Raw genomic sequence first — 18,790 nt, 5'->3', positions numbered from 1 at the left:
GCCGCAGCCGAACCGCGCGGGCGAGACTCTCGGGAAGGCGCTACGTGAGTCCCAACGGCTCCGACCGCTCGCCGCGGCGCCCGATGCGGCGGAAGCTGCTGCAGGCAATGACCGCGGGCCTGGTCCTGGCGACAGCCACCGGTTGCTCGTACAACTGGGAAGACTTCCCCCGCCTTGGTATGCCCACCCCGACCACGGAAGAGGCTCCTCGGATCCTCTCCCTGTGGCAGGGTTCCTGGGCGGCTGCGCTCGCCGTCGGCGTGCTGGTGTGGGGTCTGATCATCTGGAGCGCGATCTTCCACCGGCGCAGCCGGACGAAGGTCGAGGTTCCCCCGCAGACCCGGTACAACATGCCCATCGAGGCGCTGTACACCGTGGTCCCGCTCATCATCGTCTCCGTGCTGTTCTACTTCACGGCACGCGACGAGTCGAAGCTCCTCGAGCTCAAGGACAAGCCCGACGTCACGGTGAACGTGGTCGGCTTCCAGTGGAGCTGGTGCTTCAACATGGTCGCCGACGTCGAGGGCTCCACCGGCGACGCGAAGACGTCCAAGGAACTGGCCGCCATCCCGGACCGGTACAAGGACGACTTCCCGGCGAACGCCGGCGGCGTCTACGACTGCGGCACCCCCGGCACCCGGAACCCGCAGACGGGCAACCCGGGTCCGACCCTGTGGCTGCCGAAGGGCAAGACCGTCCGCTTCGTGCTCACCTCGCGTGACGTCATCCACTCCTTCTGGGTGGTGCCGTTCCTCATGAAGCAGGACGTCATCCCGGGCCACACCAACGCCTTCGAGGTGACCCCCAACCGTGAGGGCACCTTCCTGGGCAAGTGCGCCGAACTGTGCGGCGTCGACCACTCCCGGATGCTCTTCAACGTGAAGGTCGTCTCCCCCGACCTGTACGAGAAGCACCTGAAGGACCTCGCGAAGAAGGGGCAGACCGGTTACGTTCCCGCCGGCATCGCGCAGACGAGCCACGAGAAGAACCGGGAGACGACAAACCTGTGAGCATCGTCAACGAACCCTTGGGTGCCCCCGAGGCGGGCACCTATGAGAACGAACTGCCGGTCCGCCGCCGGCAGCCCGGCAACGTCGTGGTCAAGTGGCTCACCACCACCGACCACAAGACGATCGGCACGCTGTACCTGGTCACGTCGTTCGTGTTCTTCGTGATCGGTGGCGTGATGGCGCTGGTCATGCGCGCCGAGCTCGCTCGACCCGGTCTGCAGATCATGTCGAACGAGCAGTTCAACCAGGCGTTCACGATGCACGGCACGATCATGCTGCTGATGTTCGCGACGCCGCTGTTCGCGGGCTTCGCGAACTGGATCATGCCGCTGCAGATCGGCGCGCCCGACGTGGCGTTCCCGCGGCTGAACATGTTCGCCTACTGGCTGTACCTGTTCGGCTCGCTCATCGCGGTCGGCGGGTTCCTCACCCCCGACGGCGCGGCCGACTTCGGCTGGTTCGCCTACAGCCCGCTCTCGGACGCGGTCCGCTCGCCGGGCATCGGCGCCGACATGTGGATCATGGGTCTGGCCTTCTCCGGCTTCGGCACGATCCTCGGCTCGGTCAACTTCATCACCACGATCATCTGCATGCGCGCGCCGGGCATGACCATGTTCCGCATGCCGATCTTCGTGTGGAACGTGCTGCTGACCGCGGTCCTGGTCCTGCTCGCCTTCCCCGTGCTGGCGGCGGCGCTCTTCGCGCTGGAGGCGGACCGCAAGTTCGGCGCCCACATCTTCGACTCGGCCAACGGCGGAGCGCTGCTGTGGCAGCACCTCTTCTGGTTCTTCGGACACCCGGAGGTGTACATCATCGCGCTGCCGTTCTTCGGCATCATCAGTGAGGTCATCCCGGTCTTCTCCCGCAAGCCGATGTTCGGCTACATGGGCCTGATCGCGGCGACCATCGCCATCGCCGGTCTGTCCGTGACCGTGTGGGCGCACCACATGTACGTCACCGGCGGAGTGCTCCTGCCGTTCTTCTCCTTCATGACGTTCCTCATCGCCGTACCCACCGGCGTGAAGTTCTTCAACTGGATCGGAACGATGTGGAAGGGCTCGTTGTCCTTCGAGACACCGATGCTCTGGGCGGTCGGCTTCCTGATCACCTTCACCTTCGGTGGTCTGACCGGCGTCATCCTGGCCTCGCCTCCGCTGGACTTCCACGTCTCCGACTCGTACTTCGTGGTGGCCCACTTCCACTACGTGGTGTTCGGCACCGTGGTGTTCGCGATGTTCGCCGGCTTCCACTTCTGGTGGCCGAAGATGACCGGCAAGATGCTCGACGAGCGCCTCGGCAAGGTCACCTTCTGGACGCTGTTCATCGGCTTCCACGGCACCTTCCTGGTCCAGCACTGGCTGGGTGCCGAGGGCATGCCCCGTCGTTACGCGGACTACCTCGCGGCCGACGGCTTCACCGCCCTGAACACCTTCTCGACGATCAGCTCGTTCGTCCTCGGCCTGTCGCTCCTGCCGTTCTTCTACAACGTCTGGAAGACGGCCAAGTACGGCAAGCCGGTCGGCGTCGACGACCCGTGGGGCTACGGCCGTTCGCTCGAATGGGCGACGTCCTGCCCGCCGCCGCGGCACAACTTCATCACTCTGCCGCGGATCCGATCCGAATCCCCGGCGTTCGACCTGCATCACCCTGAGATCGCCGCACTCGACCAGCTCGAGAACGCGCCTCACGGTGACAAGGCTCTGGCTGGTGGCAAGGAGGCCGGCAAGTGAAGATCCAGGGCAGGATGTTCATGTGGCTGGGCGTCTTCATCCTCGCCATGGCGATCGTCTATGGCGTGTGGTCGAAGGAGCCGGCCGGTACCACGGCCCTCTTCCTGGCCTTCGGCCTCGCGGTCATGATCGGCTTCTACCTGGGCTTCACGGCCCGGCGGGTCGACGCGGGCGCGCAGGACGACAAGGAGGCGGACGTCGCGGACGACGCCGGCGAGGTGGGCTTCTTCAGCCCGCACAGCTGGCAGCCCCTCTCCCTCGCGATCGGTGGCGCTCTCGCGTTCCTCTCGATCGCGATCGGCTGGTGGCTGATGTACTTCTCGCTGCCGATGATCCTCATCGGCATCTGGGGCTGGGTCTTCGAGTACTACCGCGGTGAGAGCCGCACCCAGTGACCTGAACCCGTTCCACCGGAAGCCCGGACACTCCGTCAGGAGGGTCCGGGCTTCCGGCGTTCCCCGACACGCCGTACGCCTCCGCCGTCACCCGAACGCATGACTCGGCGCGCCGCCACGGACGTCGCTTCCTAGCGTGAGGCCATGAGCAATACACCGCGCACGAGCACCGTCATAGGCTGCGCGCTGCTGCTGATCGCGCTCGGCGCGAGTGCCGCAGGCTGCAGCAGCGACGGCAACCCGCTCTCCGCAGAGCCCTACGACGCCGCGGAGCAGATCGCCTTCAACGGCCCCATAGGGGACGGCCGCAAGGTCGACCCGGACAAGGCCCTGGAGATCACCGCCGAGGACTCCGACGGACGGATCACGGACGTCGTCGCCCAGGACGCCACAGGACGGCATGTGGCGGGCGAACTCTCGGCCGACGGCACCCGGTGGCACAGCACCTCCCCGCTGGCCGCCGACGCCCGCTACACGGTGCGGGTGAGCACGGAGGACGAGGACGGTGCCCCCGGCCGCAAGGTCGCCACCTTCGACACCAGCAGGCCGGCCAGCCAGAAGCCGCTCACGGTCACGTTCGGCCCCCGGGCCGGCAAGTACGGGGTCGGCCAGCCCGTCACCGCCAAACTGAGCGCGCCCGTGCGGACCAAGGAGGAGCGGGCCACCGTCGAACGGGCCCTGCGGGTGGAGTCGATACCCGCCGTCTCCGGTGCCTGGCACTGGGTCGACGACAAGGAACTCCACTACCGGCCCAAGGACTACTGGCCGGCCGGCGCGACCGTCCGCGCGCGCAGCAACCTGGAGGGCATCAGGGTCGGCGACCGGCTGCGGGGCGGCAAGTCCAAGTCCCTCAGCCTCGACATCGGCGACCGGGTCATCGCGGTCACGGACGCCGGGTCCCATGTGATGACCGTCTACCGCAACGGCGAGGTCATCCGCGAGATACCGGTCACCACGGGCAAGCCCGGCTACGACACGCGCAACGGCGTCAAGGTCGTCCTCGCCAAGGAGGGCACCGTCCGGATGACCAGCGCGAGCATAGGCAGCTCGGACTTCTACGACCTGATCGTGCATCACTCGGTGCGCGTCACCAACAGCGGCGAGTACGTCCACGCCGCCCCCTGGTCGACCGGCTCCCAGGGATACGCCAACGTCAGCCACGGCTGCACGGGCATGAGCACCGCCAACGCCGCCTGGTTCTACGAGACCATCAAGGAGGGCGACATCGTCGAGGTGGTGAACTCCGGCGGCGAGATGATGGCGCCCTTCGGCAACGGCTACGGCGACTGGAATCTCAGCTGGCGCAAGTGGCGCGGCGGAAGCGCCCTCGTCGCCGACACGCCGGACGGCCCCAGCCCGGCCGAACGGGCCAGGCTGAGACCGCAGAACGTCTGACCGCGGACGGCGCAGACGGAGCAGAGGCGGAGGCCCCGCCAAAAGCCCTCTAGGCGCTCTGCAGGCGCCTGGTGCGCAGCAGGGAGGCCAGGGCCTGGGCGAACTCCACGGGGTCCACAGGCAGCGTCACAGCGGCCTCGGCGCGGCTCCAGGTGGCCAGCCACGCGTCCTGCGGGCGCCCCATGAGGAGCAGCACGGGCGGGGCCTCGAACACCTCATCCTTGATCTGCTTGCACAGCCCCATGCCGCCCATGGGCACGGCCTCGCCGTCCAGGACGCAGACGTCGATCCCGCCCTTGTCCAGCTCCTTGATGACGGCGGCCGGCGTCGCGCACTCCACGAACTCCACCACCGGCACGTCCGGTGCGGGCCGTCGCCCGGTGGCGAGCCGCACCTGCTCGCGGGTGTTGGAGTCGTCGCTGTAGACCAGCACCGTGGCGGTCGGCTGCATGGGTTCCTCCGTGACGTCGGCGTCGTAAGGACAGGGCCCGTTGGGCCGGATGCTACTCCCTTGAACACCACGTCAACACCGGTATGAACGGGGAAGACACTCCGAACGGCACCCCCCGGAGTGAGGGCGGGATAAGCGACCGACATAATGTCGGTCGTGGCGACAGCAACGACAGTAGAAACCGGGCACGCGCACCCGTCGGTCAACAGGCCGAACCTCACCAGCGTCGGAACCATCATCTGGCTGAGTTCCGAGCTGATGTTCTTCGCGGCCCTCTTCGCGATGTACTTCACCCTGCGATCGGTGACGGGACCCGAGTTCTGGGCAGAGAAGGCCGAGGCCTTGAACTTCCCGTTCTCGGCGACGAACACCACGATCCTGGTGCTCTCCTCACTCACCTGCCAGCTCGGCGTCTTCGCCGCCGAGCGCGGTGACGTGAAGAAGCTCCGGGGCTGGTTCATCGTCACCTTCATCATGGGTGCGATCTTCATCGGCGGTCAGGTGTACGAGTACACCGAGCTGGTCAAGCACGAGGGCCTCTCGCTCTCGTCGGACCCGTACGGCTCGGTCTTCTACCTGACCACCGGCTTCCACGGCCTGCACGTGACGGGCGGTCTCATCGCCTTCCTGCTGGTCCTCGGCCGCACCTACGCGGCCCGGAGGTTCACGCACGAACAGGCGACCGCTGCGATCGTCGTGTCCTACTACTGGCACTTCGTCGATGTCGTCTGGATCGGACTCTTCGCCACGATCTACATGATCAAGTAGCCGGGCCCGATCCCGCGCGCGTTCCACCAACGCACCTACCAGAAGCATCGACGCAGAAGATCCTGACACCGGGGTAATCCGTGAAAAAGCTCTCCGCACGACGACGCCATCCGCTGGCGGCAGTCGTCGTCCTACTCCTCGCGCTGGCGTGCACGGGGGGGCTGTACGCCGTGTTCGCGCCCGCGGACAAGGCGCAGGCCGAGGAATCCGCCCAGTCCCTCACCATCGAGGAGGGCAAGAAGCTCTACACCGTCGGCTGCGCCAGCTGCCACGGAACCGATGGTCAGGGCACCTCCGACGGTCCGAGCCTGGTCGGCGTCGGCGCCGCCGCCGTGGACTTCCAGGTCTCGACGGGCCGCATGCCGGCCGCCACCTCCCAGGCCGCCCAGGTCCCGCGGAAGAAGAACATCTACTCGCAGGCCGAGATCGACCAGCTCGCGGCGTTCGTCGCCTCGCTGGGTGCCGGTCCCTCCGTCCCGACGAAGGACCAGTACGACCCCGAGGGCGCGGACATCGCCAAGGGCGGTGAGCTCTTCCGCAACAACTGCGCCCAGTGCCACAACTTCACCGGCAAGGGCGGCGCCCTGACGAAGGGCAAGTACGCCCCGAGCCTGGAGGGCGTCGAGCCCAAGCACATCTACGAGGCCATGCAGACGGGCCCGCAGAACATGCCGTCCTTCCCCGACACCGTGATGTCGGAGCAGAACAAGAAGGACATCATCGCGTACCTGCACGCGGTCAACAGTGACGAGACGGAGAACCCGGGCGGTCTGGAGCTGGGCGGCCTCGGGCCGGTCAGCGAGGGCCTCTTCGCCTGGATCTTCGGCCTCGGTGCCCTGATCGCGATCGCCACCTGGGTCGCAGCTCGGACCGCAAAGGCCAGGAAGTCATGAGTAGCCAAGACATCCCAGAAGAGAAGCTGCCCGCTGAGCAGGGCGCCCACGTCGCGGTGGCGGACGAGAAGCACCCGTTCGCCGACCCCGGGCTGCCCCCGCACGAGCACCGCATCCAGGACGTCGACGAGCGGGCCGCCAAGCGGTCCGAGCGCACCGTCGCCCTGCTGTTCACGCTCTCCATGCTGGCCACCGTCGGCTTCATCGCCTCCTACGTGGCGATCCCGCACGACAAGTCGGTCTTCGTCTTCCCGATCGGTCACCTCAACGCGCTGAACTTCGCGCTGGGCCTGACCCTCGGCGCGGCGCTGTTCTGCATCGGCGCGGGCGCGGTCCACTGGGCCCGCACCCTGATGTCCGACGTGGAGGTGGCGGACGAGCGGCACCCGATCGCCGCCGAGCCGGACGTCAAGGCCAAGGTCATGGCCGACTTCCGGCAGGGCGCCAAGGAGTCGGCGCTGGGCCGCCGCAAGCTGATCCGCAACACGATGTTCGGCGCGCTGGCCCTGTTCCCGCTCTCCGGCGTCGTCCTGCTGCGCGACCTCGGCCCGCTGCCCGGCACCAAGCTGCGCCACACGCTGTGGTCCAAGGGCAAGCTGCTCGTCAACATGAACACGAACGAGCCGCTGCGTCCCGAGGACGTCGCGGTCGGTTCGCTGACCTTCGCCAAGCCCGAGGGCCTGGAGGAGCACGACCACGAGTTCCAGAACGAGATCGCCAAGGCTGCCCTGATGATCATCCGGCTCCAGCCGGACGACATCAAGGACAAGCAGGAACTCGACTGGTCCTACCAGGGCATCGTCGCGTACTCGAAGATCTGCACCCACGTGGGCTGCCCGATCTCCCTGTACGAGCAGCAGACGCACCACGCGCTCTGCCCCTGCCACCAGTCCACCTTCGACCTCTCCGACGGCGCCAAGGTCATCTTCGGCCCGGCCGGTCACCCCCTGCCGCAGCTGCGCATCGGTGTGAACGACGAGGGCTACCTCGAGGCGCTCGGCGACTTCACGGAGCCCGTCGGTCCTGCATTCTGGGAGCGCGGATGAGCACTTCAGAGACCACCGAGTCCCGCTCTCGCGGGAAGGCGCCGGCCGGCGAGCGAGTCGCCGACTGGGCCGACGGCCGCCTGGGGATCTACTCCCTGGCCAAGGCCAACATGCGCAAGATCTTCCCCGACCACTGGTCGTTCATGCTGGGTGAGGTCTGCCTCTACAGCTTCATCATCATCATCCTCACGGGTGTGTATCTGACGCTGTTCTTCCACCCGTCGATGAACGAGGTGGAGTACCACGGCAGCTACGTCCCGCTGCAGGGCCAGCTGATGTCGGAGGCGTTCAGCTCCACGCTGCACATCTCCTTCGACGTCCGCGGCGGTCTGCTCATCCGGCAGATCCACCACTGGGCGGCGCTGATCTTCCTCGCCGGCATGTTCGTGCACATGATGCGCGTGTTCTTCACGGGCGCGTTCCGCAAGCCGCGTGAGATCAACTGGCTGTTCGGCTTCCTGCTGTTCGTCCTGGGCATGTTCACCGGATTCACCGGCTACTCGCTCCCGGACGACCTGCTCTCCGGCACCGGTGTCCGCTTCACCGAGGGCGCGATCCTGTCCATGCCGATCGTCGGCACGTACATCTCGTTCTTCCTCTTCGGCGGCGAGTTCCCGGGCGTCGACTTCGTGGCCCGGTTCTACTCGATCCACATCCTGCTGCTGCCGGGCATCATGCTCGGCCTGGTCGTCGGCCACCTGATCCTGGTCTTCTACCACAAGCACACGCAGTTCGCGGGTCCCGGAAAGACCAACAAGAACGTCGTCGGCATGCCGCTGCTGCCGGTCTACATGGCCAAGGCCGGAGGCTTCTTCTTCCTGGTCTTCGGTGTCATCGCGGTCATCGCGGCGATCGCGCAGATCAACCCGGTCTGGGCCATCGGCCCCTACCGTCCGGACATGGTCTCCACCGGCGCCCAGCCCGACTGGTACATGGGCTTCGCCGAGGGTCTGGTCCGGTACATGCCGGGCTGGGAGATCAACCTGTGGGGTCACACGCTGGTCCTCGGCGTGTTCATCCCGCTGGTGCTGTTCGGCGTGGTCCTCGCGGCGATCGCGGTCTACCCGTTCATCGAGTCCTGGGTCACCGGCGACAAGCGCGAGCACCACATCCTGGACCGCCCGCGGAACGCCCCGACGCGTACCGCGTTCGGCGTCGCCTGGATCACGGTGTACATGATCGGTCTGGTCGGCGGTGGCAACGACCTGTGGGCCACCCACTTCCACCTGTCGATCAACGCGGTCACCTGGTTCGTCCGGATCAGCTTCTTCGTCGGACCGGTCCTCGCGTTCATCATCACCAAGCGGATCTGCCTCGGCCTGCAGCGCCGGGACAAGGACAAGGTGCTGCACGGCCGCGAGTCGGGCATCATCAAGCGCCTGCCGCACGGTGAGTTCATCGAGATCCACGAGCCGCTCAGCCAGGACGCGACGTACACGCTCACCGCGCACGAGCAGTACAAGCCGGCCGAGATCGGCCCGACGGTCGACGAGAACGGCGTCGAGCGCAAGGTGAAGGCGTCCGAGAAGCTGCGCGCCAAGCTCAGCAAGTCGTACTACGGCCCGGACGGCCAGATCCCCAAGCCGACCGTCGAGGAGTACAAGGAGATCACGAGCGGCCACGGCCACCACTGATCGCTGCACCGCCACACACGGCAGAAGGGTCCCGTCCGGTCTTCGGACGGGGCCCTTCTCCGTGTCCGGCGCCTGGATAGGGTGGACCTCGTTGAGACCGATGTCCCGAAGTGCGGGACACCTGACCCTGGAGCGGCTTATGAGCGCTGTGACCCCCGCTGGAGGCGACACCGCGGCGGGCCGTTCCTGGCCCGAGGTGCTGAGCGCCCTGCTGGCCGGTCGGGACCTGAGCGCCGCCGACACCGCCTGGGCGATGGACCGGTTCATGAGCGGCGAGGCGTCCGACGCGCAGATCGCCGGGTTCATGGTCGCCCTGCGCGCCAAGGGCGAGACGGTCGAGGAGATCAACGGCCTGGTCGAGGCGATGTACGCCCACGCCCAGCCCCTGCACATCCCGGGCCCGGCCGTGGACATCGTCGGCACCGGCGGCGACCGGGCCAAGACGGTCAACATCTCCACCATGTCCGCCGTCGTGATCGCCGGGACCGGCGCCAAGGTCGTCAAGCACGGCAACCGCGCCTCCTCCTCGGCGAGCGGATCCTCCGACGTGCTGGAGAAGCTCGGCATCAACCTGGACCTGTCACCCGAAGGGGTGGCGCGGGTCGTGGACGAGGCCGGGATCACCTTCTGCTTCGCCGCCAAGTTCCACCCCTCGATGCGGTTCGTCGGCGGGGTGCGCCGGGACCTCGGCATCCCGACCTCGTTCAACCTGCTCGGCCCGCTCACCAACCCGGCCCGGGTCAGCGCGTCGGCCATCGGCTGCTTCGACACGCGGATGGCCGGGCTGATGGCCGGCGTCCTCGCCGAGCGCGGCTCGTCCGCCCTGGTGTTCCGGGGCGACGACGGCCTCGACGAGCTGACGACGACGGCCACCTCCCGGGTGTGGGTCGTCCGCGACGGCACGGTCCGCGAGGAGGGCTTCGACCCGCGGGACGTCGGCCTCGAACTGGTGCCGGTGGAGGCCCTGCGCGGCGCCGACGCCTCCTACAACGCGGAGGTCGCCCGGCGGCTGCTGGACGGCGAGACGGGCCCGGTGCGGGACGCCGTCCTGCTCAACTCGGCCGCCGCGCTGGTCGCGTTGGAGCCCGCGGACGCCCCGCTCGCCGAGCAGATCCGGCTCGGCATGGCGAAGGCCGCCGAGTCCATCGACTCGGGCGCGGCCAAGCGGACGCTGGAGCGGTGGGTGGCCGCCAGCAACGCCTGACAGGCACCTCGTCGTCCCGCGATCCGGACATGGGTTGCGGGACGACGATCATCTCGGTACGTTCCCGTACCAGGTCATGAGTGACAGTCATGAGGCCCCGGCCGACTGTCCGGCAACCCTCCGTCCGTGGCGGGGTGCCCCGGGTGAGGACCAGGCCGCAGGCAGCGAGGTCTGCGGCAAGCGCGGATCCCTCACGATTCCAGGGATCCTGGTCGTCGAGGAGTCTTCCGTGAGCAAGCGAATGCGATAGGGCCGCCGAGCCCCGCCTCCGCGCACCCTTCTTCACTTTCCCCTTCCTCTCACGGGAGTTCCGCCATGTCCGTCTCCACCGCTGCCTCCGCCCAGGACGTTTGTGCCCCGCTGCCCGTTCTGGGTGCCGATGTCACCGTTCCGCTCGTCACCGGGGGCGAGGTGGCCTACGCGGCCCTCGACTACGCCGCGAGCGCCCCCGCCCTCCAGCGCGTCTGGGACGACGTGGCCGCCTACGCGCCGTACTACGGCAGCGTCCACCGGGGCGCCGGGTACCTCTCGCAGCTCTCCACCGACCTGTTCGAGAACGCCCGGCGCACGGTCGCCGAGTTCCTCGGCTGCCGCGAGGACGACCAGGTCGTCTTCACGCGCTCCACCACCGACTCGCTCAACCTGCTCGCCGCCGCGCTCCCGGTCGGCTGCGAGGTCTTCGTCTTCGAGACCGAGCACCACGCGTCCCTGCTGCCCTGGCGGGACGCCCGCGTCACCTACCTCGACGCGCCCCGCACGCCCGGTGAGGCGGTACGGACCCTGGAGCACGCCCTGGCCGACCGCGAGCCCCACGGCCCGGCCCTGGTCTGTGTCACCGGCGCCTCCAACGTCACCGGCGAGCTGTGGCCCGTACGGGAGCTGGCGGCGGCCGCGCACGCGCACGGCGCCCGGATCGTGCTCGACGCGGCGCAGCTCGCCCCGCACCACCCGGTGAACGTGCGCGACCTGGACGTCGACTGGGTCGCCTTCTCCGGGCACAAGCTGTACGCCCCGTTCGGCACCGGCGTCCTCGCGGGCCGCGCGGACTGGCTGCGGGCGGCCGGGCCGTACCTCGCGGGCGGCGGCGCCAGCCGGTCGGTGACCCGGCGCGAGGACGGGGGAGTGGACGTCGAGTGGCACGACAGCGCCGCCCGCCACGAGGCCGGCTCCCCGAACGTCATCGGCGCCTACGCCGTCGCCTCCGCCTGCAAGGCGCTCACCGAGGCCGGCTTCGACAGCCTGGTCGCCCGGGAGCGGCAGCTGATCGAGAAGGTGCGCACCGGCCTCGCCGAGGTGCCCGAGGTCCGGGTGCTGTCCCTCTTCGGGGACGACGCCCCGCGCGTGGGCGTCATCTCGTTCGTCGTCGAGGGCTGGAACAGCTCGCACTTCGCCGCCGCCCTGTCCGCCGAGTACGGCATCGGCGTCCGCGACGGGCTGTTCTGCGCCCACCCGCTGGTGCGGACCCTGCTGGGCGGCGACCCGCAGACGCAGGGGGAGTGCGGCGCCCCGGAGGCGGCGCCCGGCGAGAAGTCCCTCAACGCGATCCGGGTCAGCTTCGGCGCCGGGACGCCGGACGAGCACGTCGAGCGGTTCGTGACGGCCGTGAAGGAGCTGGTGACGGACGGCGCCCGATGGAACTACCGGACCGAGAACGGCCGTTGCGTGCCCGACACCTCCGCCTGAGCGGGCCGTGCCCGGCGGCGCGCGGGCGCCGCCGGGACACCCCGGCTCAGCTGTCCAGGCCGATGGCGAACGCGGCCTCCAGGTCGTGCTGCGAGTACGTGCGGAAGGCGACGTGCGTGTCGGTGCCCTCGACGCCGGGGATCTTGCTGATCCGGCCCGGGATGACCTCGGCCAGGTCCTCGTGCCGCTTCACCCGCACCATGGCGATCAGGTCGTAGGTCCCGGTGACCGAGAAGACCTCGCTGACGCTGTCCAGCGACGCGATCTGCTCGGCGATCTCGGGGATCCGGTCCACGCTGGTCTTGATGAGGACGATCGCGGTGATCACGGCTGGTTCTCTCCCTCAGGGGCCGGAGCTCGGGTGGGTTTCACTCTAGTGCGCCGCCCGAAGCACGCCCACGCGTAGCCGAAGCCCAGGCCGAAGCCCACCAGGTGGGCCAGGTACGCCACCCCCGGGCCCGGTCCGGCCTGCCGTGCCGCGACCCACTGGACGGCCACCCAGAAGGGGAGCACCACCCAGGCGGGGAAGCGCAGCGGCAGGAAGAGCAGGAACGGCAGCAGGCTGGTCACCCGGGCCGTGGGGAACAGGAACAGGAACGCGCCGAGGACCGCCGAGATCGCCCCGGACGCGCCGACCAGGGGCTGGACCGAGTCGTCGTTCGCGGCGGCGTAGCCCAGCAGGGCCAGATACCCGCAGCCCAAACAGAACAGCGTGAACCGGGTCCGGCCCATCCGCTCCTCCGTCATCGCGCCGAAGACGTAGAGGAAGAGCATGTTGCCCAGCAGGTGGACCCAGCTGCCGTGCACGAAGAGGGCCGTGAGCGGGGTCAGCGCCGCCCGTGGGGTGCCCGCGAAGAGCTCCGCGGGCACCACGCCCCAGCGATGGAAGTAGGCCCGCTGCGCGGTGACCAGCTCCTCCCCGGAACCGAAGGCCGGATTGAGCCCGGCCGCGGGGCCCGCCAGGAAGAGCGCGGCGCACAGGGCGATCAGCGCGTGCGTCACCGGCGCCGACGGTCTGCGGCCCGCGGAGCCGGTCCGGGCCGGGGAGCGCGCCGGGCGCCTGGTGCGGATCATGAGTACAGAGCATGACGTAACGGGACGCACGCGCGCAGACCGCCTCGCCGCCGTGGACGGACGGGCGGCGGGTACCCGCCAGGCCGTAGGGTTACGAGCCACACGCACCGGCACACCCGGGCGTCGCGGACAATAGAAGGCCTAGAAGGAAAGAGCGCGGTCACGATGACGGTTCCCCTGCCCACCGAGACGACCCGGTGGCGCTGCACCCTCTGCGGCAACCTCACCCGCTTCGACGTGACCCGTTCGTCCAAGGTCGTGGAGTACGTCCACCTCGATCTGGCCGGCGAGCCGAAGGTAGAGGAGCGCGAGGTGCTCAGTGAGACGATCGAGTCGGTGCGCTGCCGCTGGTGCAACGCCGTGGACAAGGTGGAGCTCGTGGACAGGCCGGGCGCCGGCTCCTGACGGGAGCGGCACCGCACACGTATTGGGGTGACGGATGGTGGAGACACAAGGCGGGGAGCCGGACGACGGCACCGCTGAGGTGCTCGACCGTCCGCTGCCCGACGGGGTGCGCCGCAGGGTCGTGCAGATCGTGTCCGACGGGTTCGGCGGGCTGACCGTCGGCGAACTGCCCGCGCAGCTGCGGCAGTACGCCAGATTCGCGCCGAACCGCCGGGCGAAGTTCGCCGGGAACGCGATGGCGGCCGCCCTGGAGACCGATCCGCTGTTCCGTCAGCGCATCGGGGAGAAGCTCAGAGAGGCCCAGCCGGAGCTCACCGGCGCCCTCGACTCCGGTTCGGCGCCGGCGGCCGCGGACCCGCTCGACGTGGCGGCCGCGGCCTATGTGCTGCGGCCCGCGGGCTGGGTCAAGCTGGTCACCGCGGCCGGCGAGGAGGCCCAGCGGGCCGACGCCGAGCGGGCCGGCGAGGAGAGCCGCGCCGAGCTGGAGCGGCTGCGCGAGGAGCTGGCGCAGGCCCGCGAGCACACCCGGCACGAGACCGAGCGGCTGCGCGCCGAGCTGGACGCCTCGCGCAAGGAGGCCGAGTCCCTGCACCGCAAGCTGCGCTCGGCCCTCAGCGACGTCAAGCGCGGCGAGGCGGCCCTGCGCAAGGCCCACGCCGAGATCGAGGCCGTGCGGGCCGAGGGGACCACCCAGGTGTCGGCGGCCGAGAGCGAGACCCGGCGGCTCAAGGCGCGGCTCGCGGAGGCCGAGGCGGCGCTGGAGGCCACGCGCCGGGCGGCCCGCGAGGGGCGCAGCGTGGAGGACATGCGCGTACGGCTGCTCCTGGACACCCTGCTGGACGCCACGCAGGGGCTGCGCCGCGAACTGGCGCTGCCGCCGGTGTCGGTGCGGCCCGCCGAGACCGTGGACGCGGTCGAGCCGGGCCGGATGACCCCGAAGGACATCGCCGCCCGCGCGCTGTCCGAGCACGACCCGGCCGTCCTGGACCAGCTTCTCGCCCTGCCCCAGGCGCACTTGGTGGTCGACGGCTACAACGTCACCAAGACCGGCTATCCGCAGATGCCGCTGGAGAAGCAGCGTCTGCGGCTCCTCGGCCAGCTCTCGCAGCTCGCCGCGCAGACCGGTGCCGAGGTGACCTGTGTCTTCGACGGGGCCGAGCTGGCCGCGCCGGTGCTGCTGGCGCCGCCGCGCGGGGTGCGGGTGCTCTTCTCCAAGCCGGGGGTGACGGCCGACGAGCTGATCCGTCAGCTCGTGCGCGCCGAGCCGCCCGGCCGGCCCGTCATCGTCGCCTCGACCGACCGCGAGGTGGCGGACGGGGTCGCACGCGCCGGAGCGCGCCCCGTGGCATCTGCGGTACTTCTCAAGCGCCTGTCCTGAAGCGCCAACGTACAGGCGCAATGCCCGAATTGGCGCCCCTCGCGCGCAACGCAGCGTCAAGCCTGGGTGACGACCTGTGAGTTGTGTGTAAAGAATGACGGCTGGGGCGAGATTTTTCGGGTGAGGATTTGATCTGATCACAAGAGGGTCACTAGGGTCTGGCCTCGAACCTCCGAGCGGGTGATCACTCAGAAGAAGGAGTTCACCTCCGTGGCGTCCCACCGTCGACCCAAGCAGCCGAGCCGTGCACGTGTGACCGTGCTCACCACCGCGGCAGCCGCCGCCGTGGCCATCAGTTCTCAGGCGGCCAACGCGGCACCCAGCGAGAAGCCGAGCAAGGACGAGGTCAAGGCCAAGGTCGACGCCCTCTACGAGCAGGCCGAGCAGGCCACCGAGAAGTACAACGGCGCCAAGGAGAAGCAGGAGAAGCTCCAGAAGGAGATCTCCACGATCCAGGACAACGTCGCCCGGGGCCAGGACGACCTGAACGAGCTCCGCGACGCCATGGGTCTCGCCGCCGCCGCGCAGTACCGCACCGGCAGCATCGACTCCTCCGTCCAGCTGTTCCTGTCGGCCGACCCGGACGACTACCTGGACAAGGCCTCCACGATGGACCAGCTGAGCGCTCAGCAGGTCGAGTCGCTGAAGAAGATCCAGGAGAAGCAGCGCGAGCTGGCGCAGCAGCGCGCCGAGGCCGCCGACAAGCTCAAGGACCTCTCCTCCACCCGCACCGAGCTGGGCAAGAAGAAGAAGGAGGTCCAGGCCAAGCTGGGCGAGGCGCAGAAGCTGCTCAACAGCCTCAGCGCCGCCGAGAAGGCCGCCCTCGCCGCCGAGGACGCCCGGGCCAGCCGCTCCGCCTCGGACCGCGTCGACCTCGGCAACACCGCCCCCGGCACGGGCCGCGCCATGGCCGCCTTCCAGGCCGCCCAGAGCAAGATCGGCTCGCCCTACGTCTACGGCGCTTCCGGCCCGTCCTCCTTCGACTGCTCGGGCCTGACCTCCTGGGCCTTCGCCCAGGCCGGCGTCGGCATCCCGCGCACCTCGCAGGCGCAGGCCAACTACGGCACGAGGATCTACAGCCAGTCCCAGCTCAAGGTCGGCGACCTGGTCATCTTCTACGGTGACCTGCACCACGTCGGCTTCTACGCCGGCAACGGCCAGATCCTGCACGCCCCGCGCTCCGGCACGGTCGTGCGCTACGAGTCGATCAACAACATGCCGTTCCAGTTCGGCGTCCGGATCTGACCCGGAGCACCACCCAAGATCAACGCCGCGTGCCGCCCGATCGGGCGAATTGCGGTACCGCCGACTGCCCCCGCGCCCCGCCGATGACCTGCGTCAGAGGCGGGGCGTCACGGTGTGTGCCCGCCGCGGCCGTTGGTCGCCGCCCTGCCACGGAGCTACTGTCTGCCGCGTTTCCCCCGACGCCGGGGGAGCAGTCGTTGTCCGCCAGCGGAAGGAGCGCGGCTTCCCGTGGGGTCCCATCGTCGCCTTGAATCACCCGGGTTCGACCGGGGCGCCGGCGCAGCGCTGTGCGTCCTGTCGGCCGCGGCCGCCGCCCTCGGTGCCGTACCGGCGGCCGTCGCCGCGCCGCACGACGACACCCGGGCCGAGGTGGACCGCCTCTACACGGAGGCCGAGAAGGCCACCGAGGCGTACAACCGGGCCGAGGAACGCGCCGAGAAGCTGCGCACCGAGGTCAGAAGCGCCCAGGACCGCATCGCCCGGCAGCAGCAGGACATCAACTCCCAGCGGGACGCGCTCGGTTCGCTGGCCGGCGCCCAGTACCGCTCGGGCGGCATCGACCCGTCCCTCGCCCTGCTGCTCTCCGACGACCCGGCCGACTACCTCGACCGGGCCGCCACCCTCGCCCGGATCAGCGCCCACCACGCGGGCGAGCTCAAGGACCTCCAGGACGCCATGCGGCGCCTCGCCCAGGAACGGGCCGAGGCGGCCGGGAAACTCGCCGAGCTCGACAAGAGCCGCCAGGCCGTCGCCACGCACAAGCGGACCGTCGAGCGGAAGCTCACCCAGGCGCGCCGGCTCCTCAACTCCCTGACCGCCGCCGACCGCGCCGCCTACGAGCGGGCCTCCCGCTCGGGCCGCGACGAACTCCTCGGCCTCGGCGGCGCCCTGCCCGCGTCGGGCCGCGCCGCGGCCGCCGTCGCCGCCGCCCAGTCCGCGCTCGGCAGGCCGTACGTGTGGGGCGCCAACGGACCGTCCGGCTTCGACTGTTCGGGCCTGATCCAGTGGTCGTACGCGCAGGCAGGTGTCGCCCTGCCGCGCACCTCGCAGGGGCAGCGCTACGCCGGGCGGCAGGTCCCGCTCTCCGAGGCCCGGCCCGGCGACATCGTCACCTACCGCTCCGACGCCAGCCATGTCGGGATGTACATGGGCAACGGCCAGGTGATCCACGCGCCCTACCCGGGGGCGCCGGTGCGCTACGACCCGGTGGGCATGATCCCCGGCGCGACCGTCACCAGGGTCTGACCTCCGCGCCCGCGCCACCGTACGATCGGGAAATGGCTGGTCGCAGGCGGGTGCCGGGAACACGGGTCGTGGTCGCGCTCTGTCTGTTGCTCGCCGGGCTCGTCGGCTGCGGCGGGGAGCCCGGCGCCGACGGCACCCGCACCGAGGTGCAGCACCTCCTCGACCGCCGTGCCGAGGCCCTGCTCGGCCACGACCGGACGGCGTCCCCGCGTACGGGGGCGGCCGGCTGGGCGTCGCGGCTGCGTGAGGTGCCCCTCGCCGAGTGGTCCTACCGGGTCACCGGGCTGCGCCGGGACGGCGACCAGGCGGTGGCCGAGGCCGAACTGCGCTATCGCGTCGAGGGCTACGACCGCGCGCCCGTCACCGCGAACCGCACCCTCGGTCTCACCCGGGACACCGACGGCGACTGGTCCGTGCGGACCGAGCGGCCCGCCGAGGGCGCCGCCGAGCAGCTGTGGGACCAGGGCCGGGTCGAGGCCGTCCGCGGCGACCACAGCCTCGTCCTCGGCGTCGGCCGCTCCGAGAACGACCTGCGCGCGTTCGCGGGGCTCGCCGACCGCGCGGTGCCCGCCGTGTCAGGGGCCTGGGACGGCGACTGGTCCGGGCACGTCGTCGTCCTCGTGCCGAAGTCGCTGACCGGCATGGCGGCCCTGCTGGGCTCGCCCGAGTCCTCGTACCGGGGGATCGCCGCCGTCACCACCGGCGAGACCGACGCCCCGGCGAAGGCCCCCGCGGACCGGATCATCGTCAACCCGGACGCGTACGGCGTCCTCGGCGACCTCGGCCGGCAGGTCGTCCTCACCCACGAGACCACCCATGTGGCGACCCGCGCCCACACCACCCGCGCCACCCCGCTGTGGCTCTCCGAGGGCTACGCCGACTGGGTCGGCTACCGGGGCGGCGGCCGCACCCCGGACGAGGCCGCGCCCGAACTGGCCCGCGCGGTGCGCGAGGGACGGGTGCCGGCCGCGCTCCCGGCCGACGCGGACTTCGGCTTCACCGGCGAGTCCGGGCGCCTGGCGCGGGCGTACGAGGGCGGCTGGATGGCCTGCCGGATGATCGCCGGGCAGTGGGGCGAGGCCCGGCTCGCCGCGTTCTACCGGGCCGTCGGCGCGCACGACGGGCGCGAGGGCGCGGTGGCGGACGCCCTGGAGAAGGTGCTCGGCACCTCGACGGAGCGGTTCACCGAGCGGTGGCGGACGTATCTGCGCACCGAGTTCGGCTGATCCCGGCG

Annotated in this window: 18 protein-coding genes and 1 riboswitch; of the genes, 15 read left to right on the top strand and 3 right to left on the bottom strand. The window is 70.0% G+C overall.

What is annotated here, in order from left to right:
- The first annotated feature begins 44 nt into the window (after positions 1-44).
- The 4 genes from ctaC (at position 45) to DC008_RS09140 (ending at position 4,530) form a co-directional block, all read left to right on the top strand.
- The gene (gene ctaC / locus DC008_RS09155; protein ID WP_062667617.1) at positions 45-1,010 is read left to right on the top strand and encodes an aa3-type cytochrome oxidase subunit II; all 966 of its coding nucleotides are present in this window, start codon (positions 45-47) and stop codon (positions 1,008-1,010) included.
- Positions 1,007-2,740, top strand: a complete 1,734-nt coding sequence (ctaD, locus tag DC008_RS09150) for an aa3-type cytochrome oxidase subunit I (RefSeq protein ID WP_108706531.1) — start codon at positions 1,007-1,009, stop codon at positions 2,738-2,740. The genes ctaC and ctaD overlap by 4 nt, the downstream gene beginning before the upstream one ends.
- Positions 2,737-3,135 carry a cytochrome c oxidase subunit 4 gene (locus DC008_RS09145; RefSeq protein WP_108706530.1) on the top strand — a complete coding sequence of 133 codons (399 nt, stop codon included), beginning with the start codon at positions 2,737-2,739 and terminating at the stop codon, positions 3,133-3,135. Before ctaD ends, DC008_RS09145 begins: the two co-directional genes overlap by 4 nt.
- Positions 3,136-3,279: 144 nt before the next feature.
- Entirely contained in the window at positions 3,280-4,530 is a 1,251-nt protein-coding gene (locus tag DC008_RS09140; RefSeq protein WP_108706529.1) for a L,D-transpeptidase, read from the top strand.
- A 49-nt stretch (positions 4,531-4,579) separates the two neighbouring features.
- Here DC008_RS09140 and DC008_RS09135 read toward each other — a convergent pair whose 3' ends face one another.
- Positions 4,580-4,981, bottom strand: coding sequence for a response regulator (locus tag DC008_RS09135; RefSeq protein ID WP_055624515.1), 402 nt, complete (start codon positions 4,979-4,981; stop codon positions 4,580-4,582).
- A 147-nt stretch (positions 4,982-5,128) separates the two neighbouring features.
- On the opposite strand from DC008_RS09135, the gene ctaE reads away from it, so the two are divergent.
- The 6 genes from ctaE (at position 5,129) to DC008_RS09105 (ending at position 12,209) form a co-directional block, all read left to right on the top strand.
- Positions 5,129-5,749, top strand: a complete 621-nt coding sequence (ctaE, locus tag DC008_RS09130; RefSeq protein WP_055624516.1) for an aa3-type cytochrome oxidase subunit III — start codon at positions 5,129-5,131, stop codon at positions 5,747-5,749.
- Positions 5,750-5,829: 80 nt separating this feature from the next.
- On the top strand, positions 5,830-6,642 hold the full coding sequence (gene qcrC / locus DC008_RS09125; protein ID WP_108706528.1) for a cytochrome bc1 complex diheme cytochrome c subunit: 813 nt from the start codon (positions 5,830-5,832) through the stop codon (positions 6,640-6,642).
- A complete protein-coding gene (gene qcrA / locus DC008_RS09120) occupies positions 6,639-7,688 on the top strand; it encodes a cytochrome bc1 complex Rieske iron-sulfur subunit (RefSeq protein WP_108706527.1) in 1,050 nt (349 codons plus the stop codon). Before qcrC ends, qcrA begins: the two co-directional genes overlap by 4 nt.
- A complete protein-coding gene (gene qcrB / locus DC008_RS09115) occupies positions 7,685-9,322 on the top strand; it encodes a cytochrome bc1 complex cytochrome b subunit (RefSeq protein ID WP_108706526.1) in 1,638 nt (545 codons plus the stop codon). The genes qcrA and qcrB overlap by 4 nt, the downstream gene beginning before the upstream one ends.
- Before the next feature lie 139 nt (positions 9,323-9,461).
- Positions 9,462-10,526 carry an anthranilate phosphoribosyltransferase gene (gene trpD / locus DC008_RS09110; protein ID WP_108706525.1) on the top strand — a complete coding sequence of 355 codons (1,065 nt, stop codon included), beginning with the start codon at positions 9,462-9,464 and terminating at the stop codon, positions 10,524-10,526.
- A gap of 72 nt (positions 10,527-10,598) precedes the next feature.
- Positions 10,599-10,715, top strand: a riboswitch (SAM riboswitch).
- Positions 10,716-10,841: 126 nt separating this feature from the next.
- Positions 10,842-12,209: an aminotransferase class V-fold PLP-dependent enzyme gene (locus tag DC008_RS09105; RefSeq protein ID WP_108706524.1), complete on the top strand. Its 1,368-nt coding sequence runs from the start codon at positions 10,842-10,844 to the stop codon at positions 12,207-12,209.
- A 46-nt stretch (positions 12,210-12,255) separates the two neighbouring features.
- On the opposite strand, the gene DC008_RS09100 is transcribed toward DC008_RS09105, so the two are convergent.
- A complete protein-coding gene (locus tag DC008_RS09100; protein WP_055624522.1) occupies positions 12,256-12,537 on the bottom strand; it encodes an Lrp/AsnC family transcriptional regulator in 282 nt (93 codons plus the stop codon).
- Entirely contained in the window at positions 12,534-13,283 is a 750-nt protein-coding gene (locus DC008_RS09095) for a rhomboid family intramembrane serine protease (RefSeq protein WP_108706523.1), read from the bottom strand. Before DC008_RS09095 ends, DC008_RS09100 begins: the two co-directional genes overlap by 4 nt.
- 165 nt (positions 13,284-13,448) lie before the next feature.
- On the opposite strand from DC008_RS09095, the gene DC008_RS09090 reads away from it, so the two are divergent.
- From DC008_RS09090 to DC008_RS09070, 5 genes are all read left to right on the top strand, one after another.
- Positions 13,449-13,688, top strand: a complete 240-nt coding sequence (locus DC008_RS09090; RefSeq protein WP_055624524.1) for a hypothetical protein — start codon at positions 13,449-13,451, stop codon at positions 13,686-13,688.
- 34 nt (positions 13,689-13,722) lie between these two features.
- Positions 13,723-15,066 carry an NYN domain-containing protein gene (locus tag DC008_RS09085; protein WP_108706522.1) on the top strand — a complete coding sequence of 448 codons (1,344 nt, stop codon included), beginning with the start codon at positions 13,723-13,725 and terminating at the stop codon, positions 15,064-15,066.
- Between the two features lie 210 nt (positions 15,067-15,276).
- Positions 15,277-16,311, top strand: a complete 1,035-nt coding sequence (locus tag DC008_RS09080) for a C40 family peptidase (protein ID WP_108710617.1) — start codon at positions 15,277-15,279, stop codon at positions 16,309-16,311.
- A gap of 228 nt (positions 16,312-16,539) precedes the next feature.
- Positions 16,540-17,556 (top strand): C40 family peptidase, encoded by a 1,017-nt coding sequence (locus DC008_RS09075; RefSeq protein ID WP_108706521.1) that lies wholly within the window; start codon positions 16,540-16,542, stop codon positions 17,554-17,556.
- Between the two features lie 32 nt (positions 17,557-17,588).
- Positions 17,589-18,782: a hypothetical protein gene (locus DC008_RS09070; RefSeq protein WP_108706520.1), complete on the top strand. Its 1,194-nt coding sequence runs from the start codon at positions 17,589-17,591 to the stop codon at positions 18,780-18,782.
- Positions 18,783-18,790 lie beyond the last annotated feature (8 nt).

The sequence above is a fragment of the Streptomyces nigra genome (assembly GCF_003074055.1).
Taxonomy (GTDB): Bacteria; Actinomycetota; Actinomycetes; order Streptomycetales; family Streptomycetaceae; genus Streptomyces; species Streptomyces nigra.
The sequence above is the reverse complement of the archived record's forward strand: the minus strand, read 5'-3'. Positions and strand labels throughout refer to the sequence as shown.

What these genes read in the sequence shown, in the direction of transcription:
- DC008_RS09140 (WP_108706529.1), top strand. Translation starts at nt 3,280, where the DNA reads ATGAGCAATACACCGCGCACGAGCACCGTCATAGGCTGCGCGCTGCTG.
- DC008_RS09135 (WP_055624515.1), bottom strand. Translation starts at nt 4,981, where the DNA reads ATGCAGCCGACCGCCACGGTGCTGGTCTACAGCGACGACTCCAACACC.
- ctaE (WP_055624516.1), top strand. Translation starts at nt 5,129, where the DNA reads ATGTCGGTCGTGGCGACAGCAACGACAGTAGAAACCGGGCACGCGCAC.
- qcrA (WP_108706527.1), top strand. Translation starts at nt 6,639, where the DNA reads ATGAGTAGCCAAGACATCCCAGAAGAGAAGCTGCCCGCTGAGCAGGGC.
- qcrB (WP_108706526.1), top strand. Translation starts at nt 7,685, where the DNA reads ATGAGCACTTCAGAGACCACCGAGTCCCGCTCTCGCGGGAAGGCGCCG.
- trpD (WP_108706525.1), top strand. Translation starts at nt 9,462, where the DNA reads ATGAGCGCTGTGACCCCCGCTGGAGGCGACACCGCGGCGGGCCGTTCC.
- DC008_RS09105 (WP_108706524.1), top strand. Translation starts at nt 10,842, where the DNA reads ATGTCCGTCTCCACCGCTGCCTCCGCCCAGGACGTTTGTGCCCCGCTG.
- DC008_RS09095 (WP_108706523.1), bottom strand. Translation starts at nt 13,283, where the DNA reads ATGATCCGCACCAGGCGCCCGGCGCGCTCCCCGGCCCGGACCGGCTCC.
- DC008_RS09090 (WP_055624524.1), top strand. Translation starts at nt 13,449, where the DNA reads ATGACGGTTCCCCTGCCCACCGAGACGACCCGGTGGCGCTGCACCCTC.
- DC008_RS09085 (WP_108706522.1), top strand. Translation starts at nt 13,723, where the DNA reads ATGGTGGAGACACAAGGCGGGGAGCCGGACGACGGCACCGCTGAGGTG.
- DC008_RS09070 (WP_108706520.1), top strand. Translation starts at nt 17,589, where the DNA reads ATGGCTGGTCGCAGGCGGGTGCCGGGAACACGGGTCGTGGTCGCGCTC.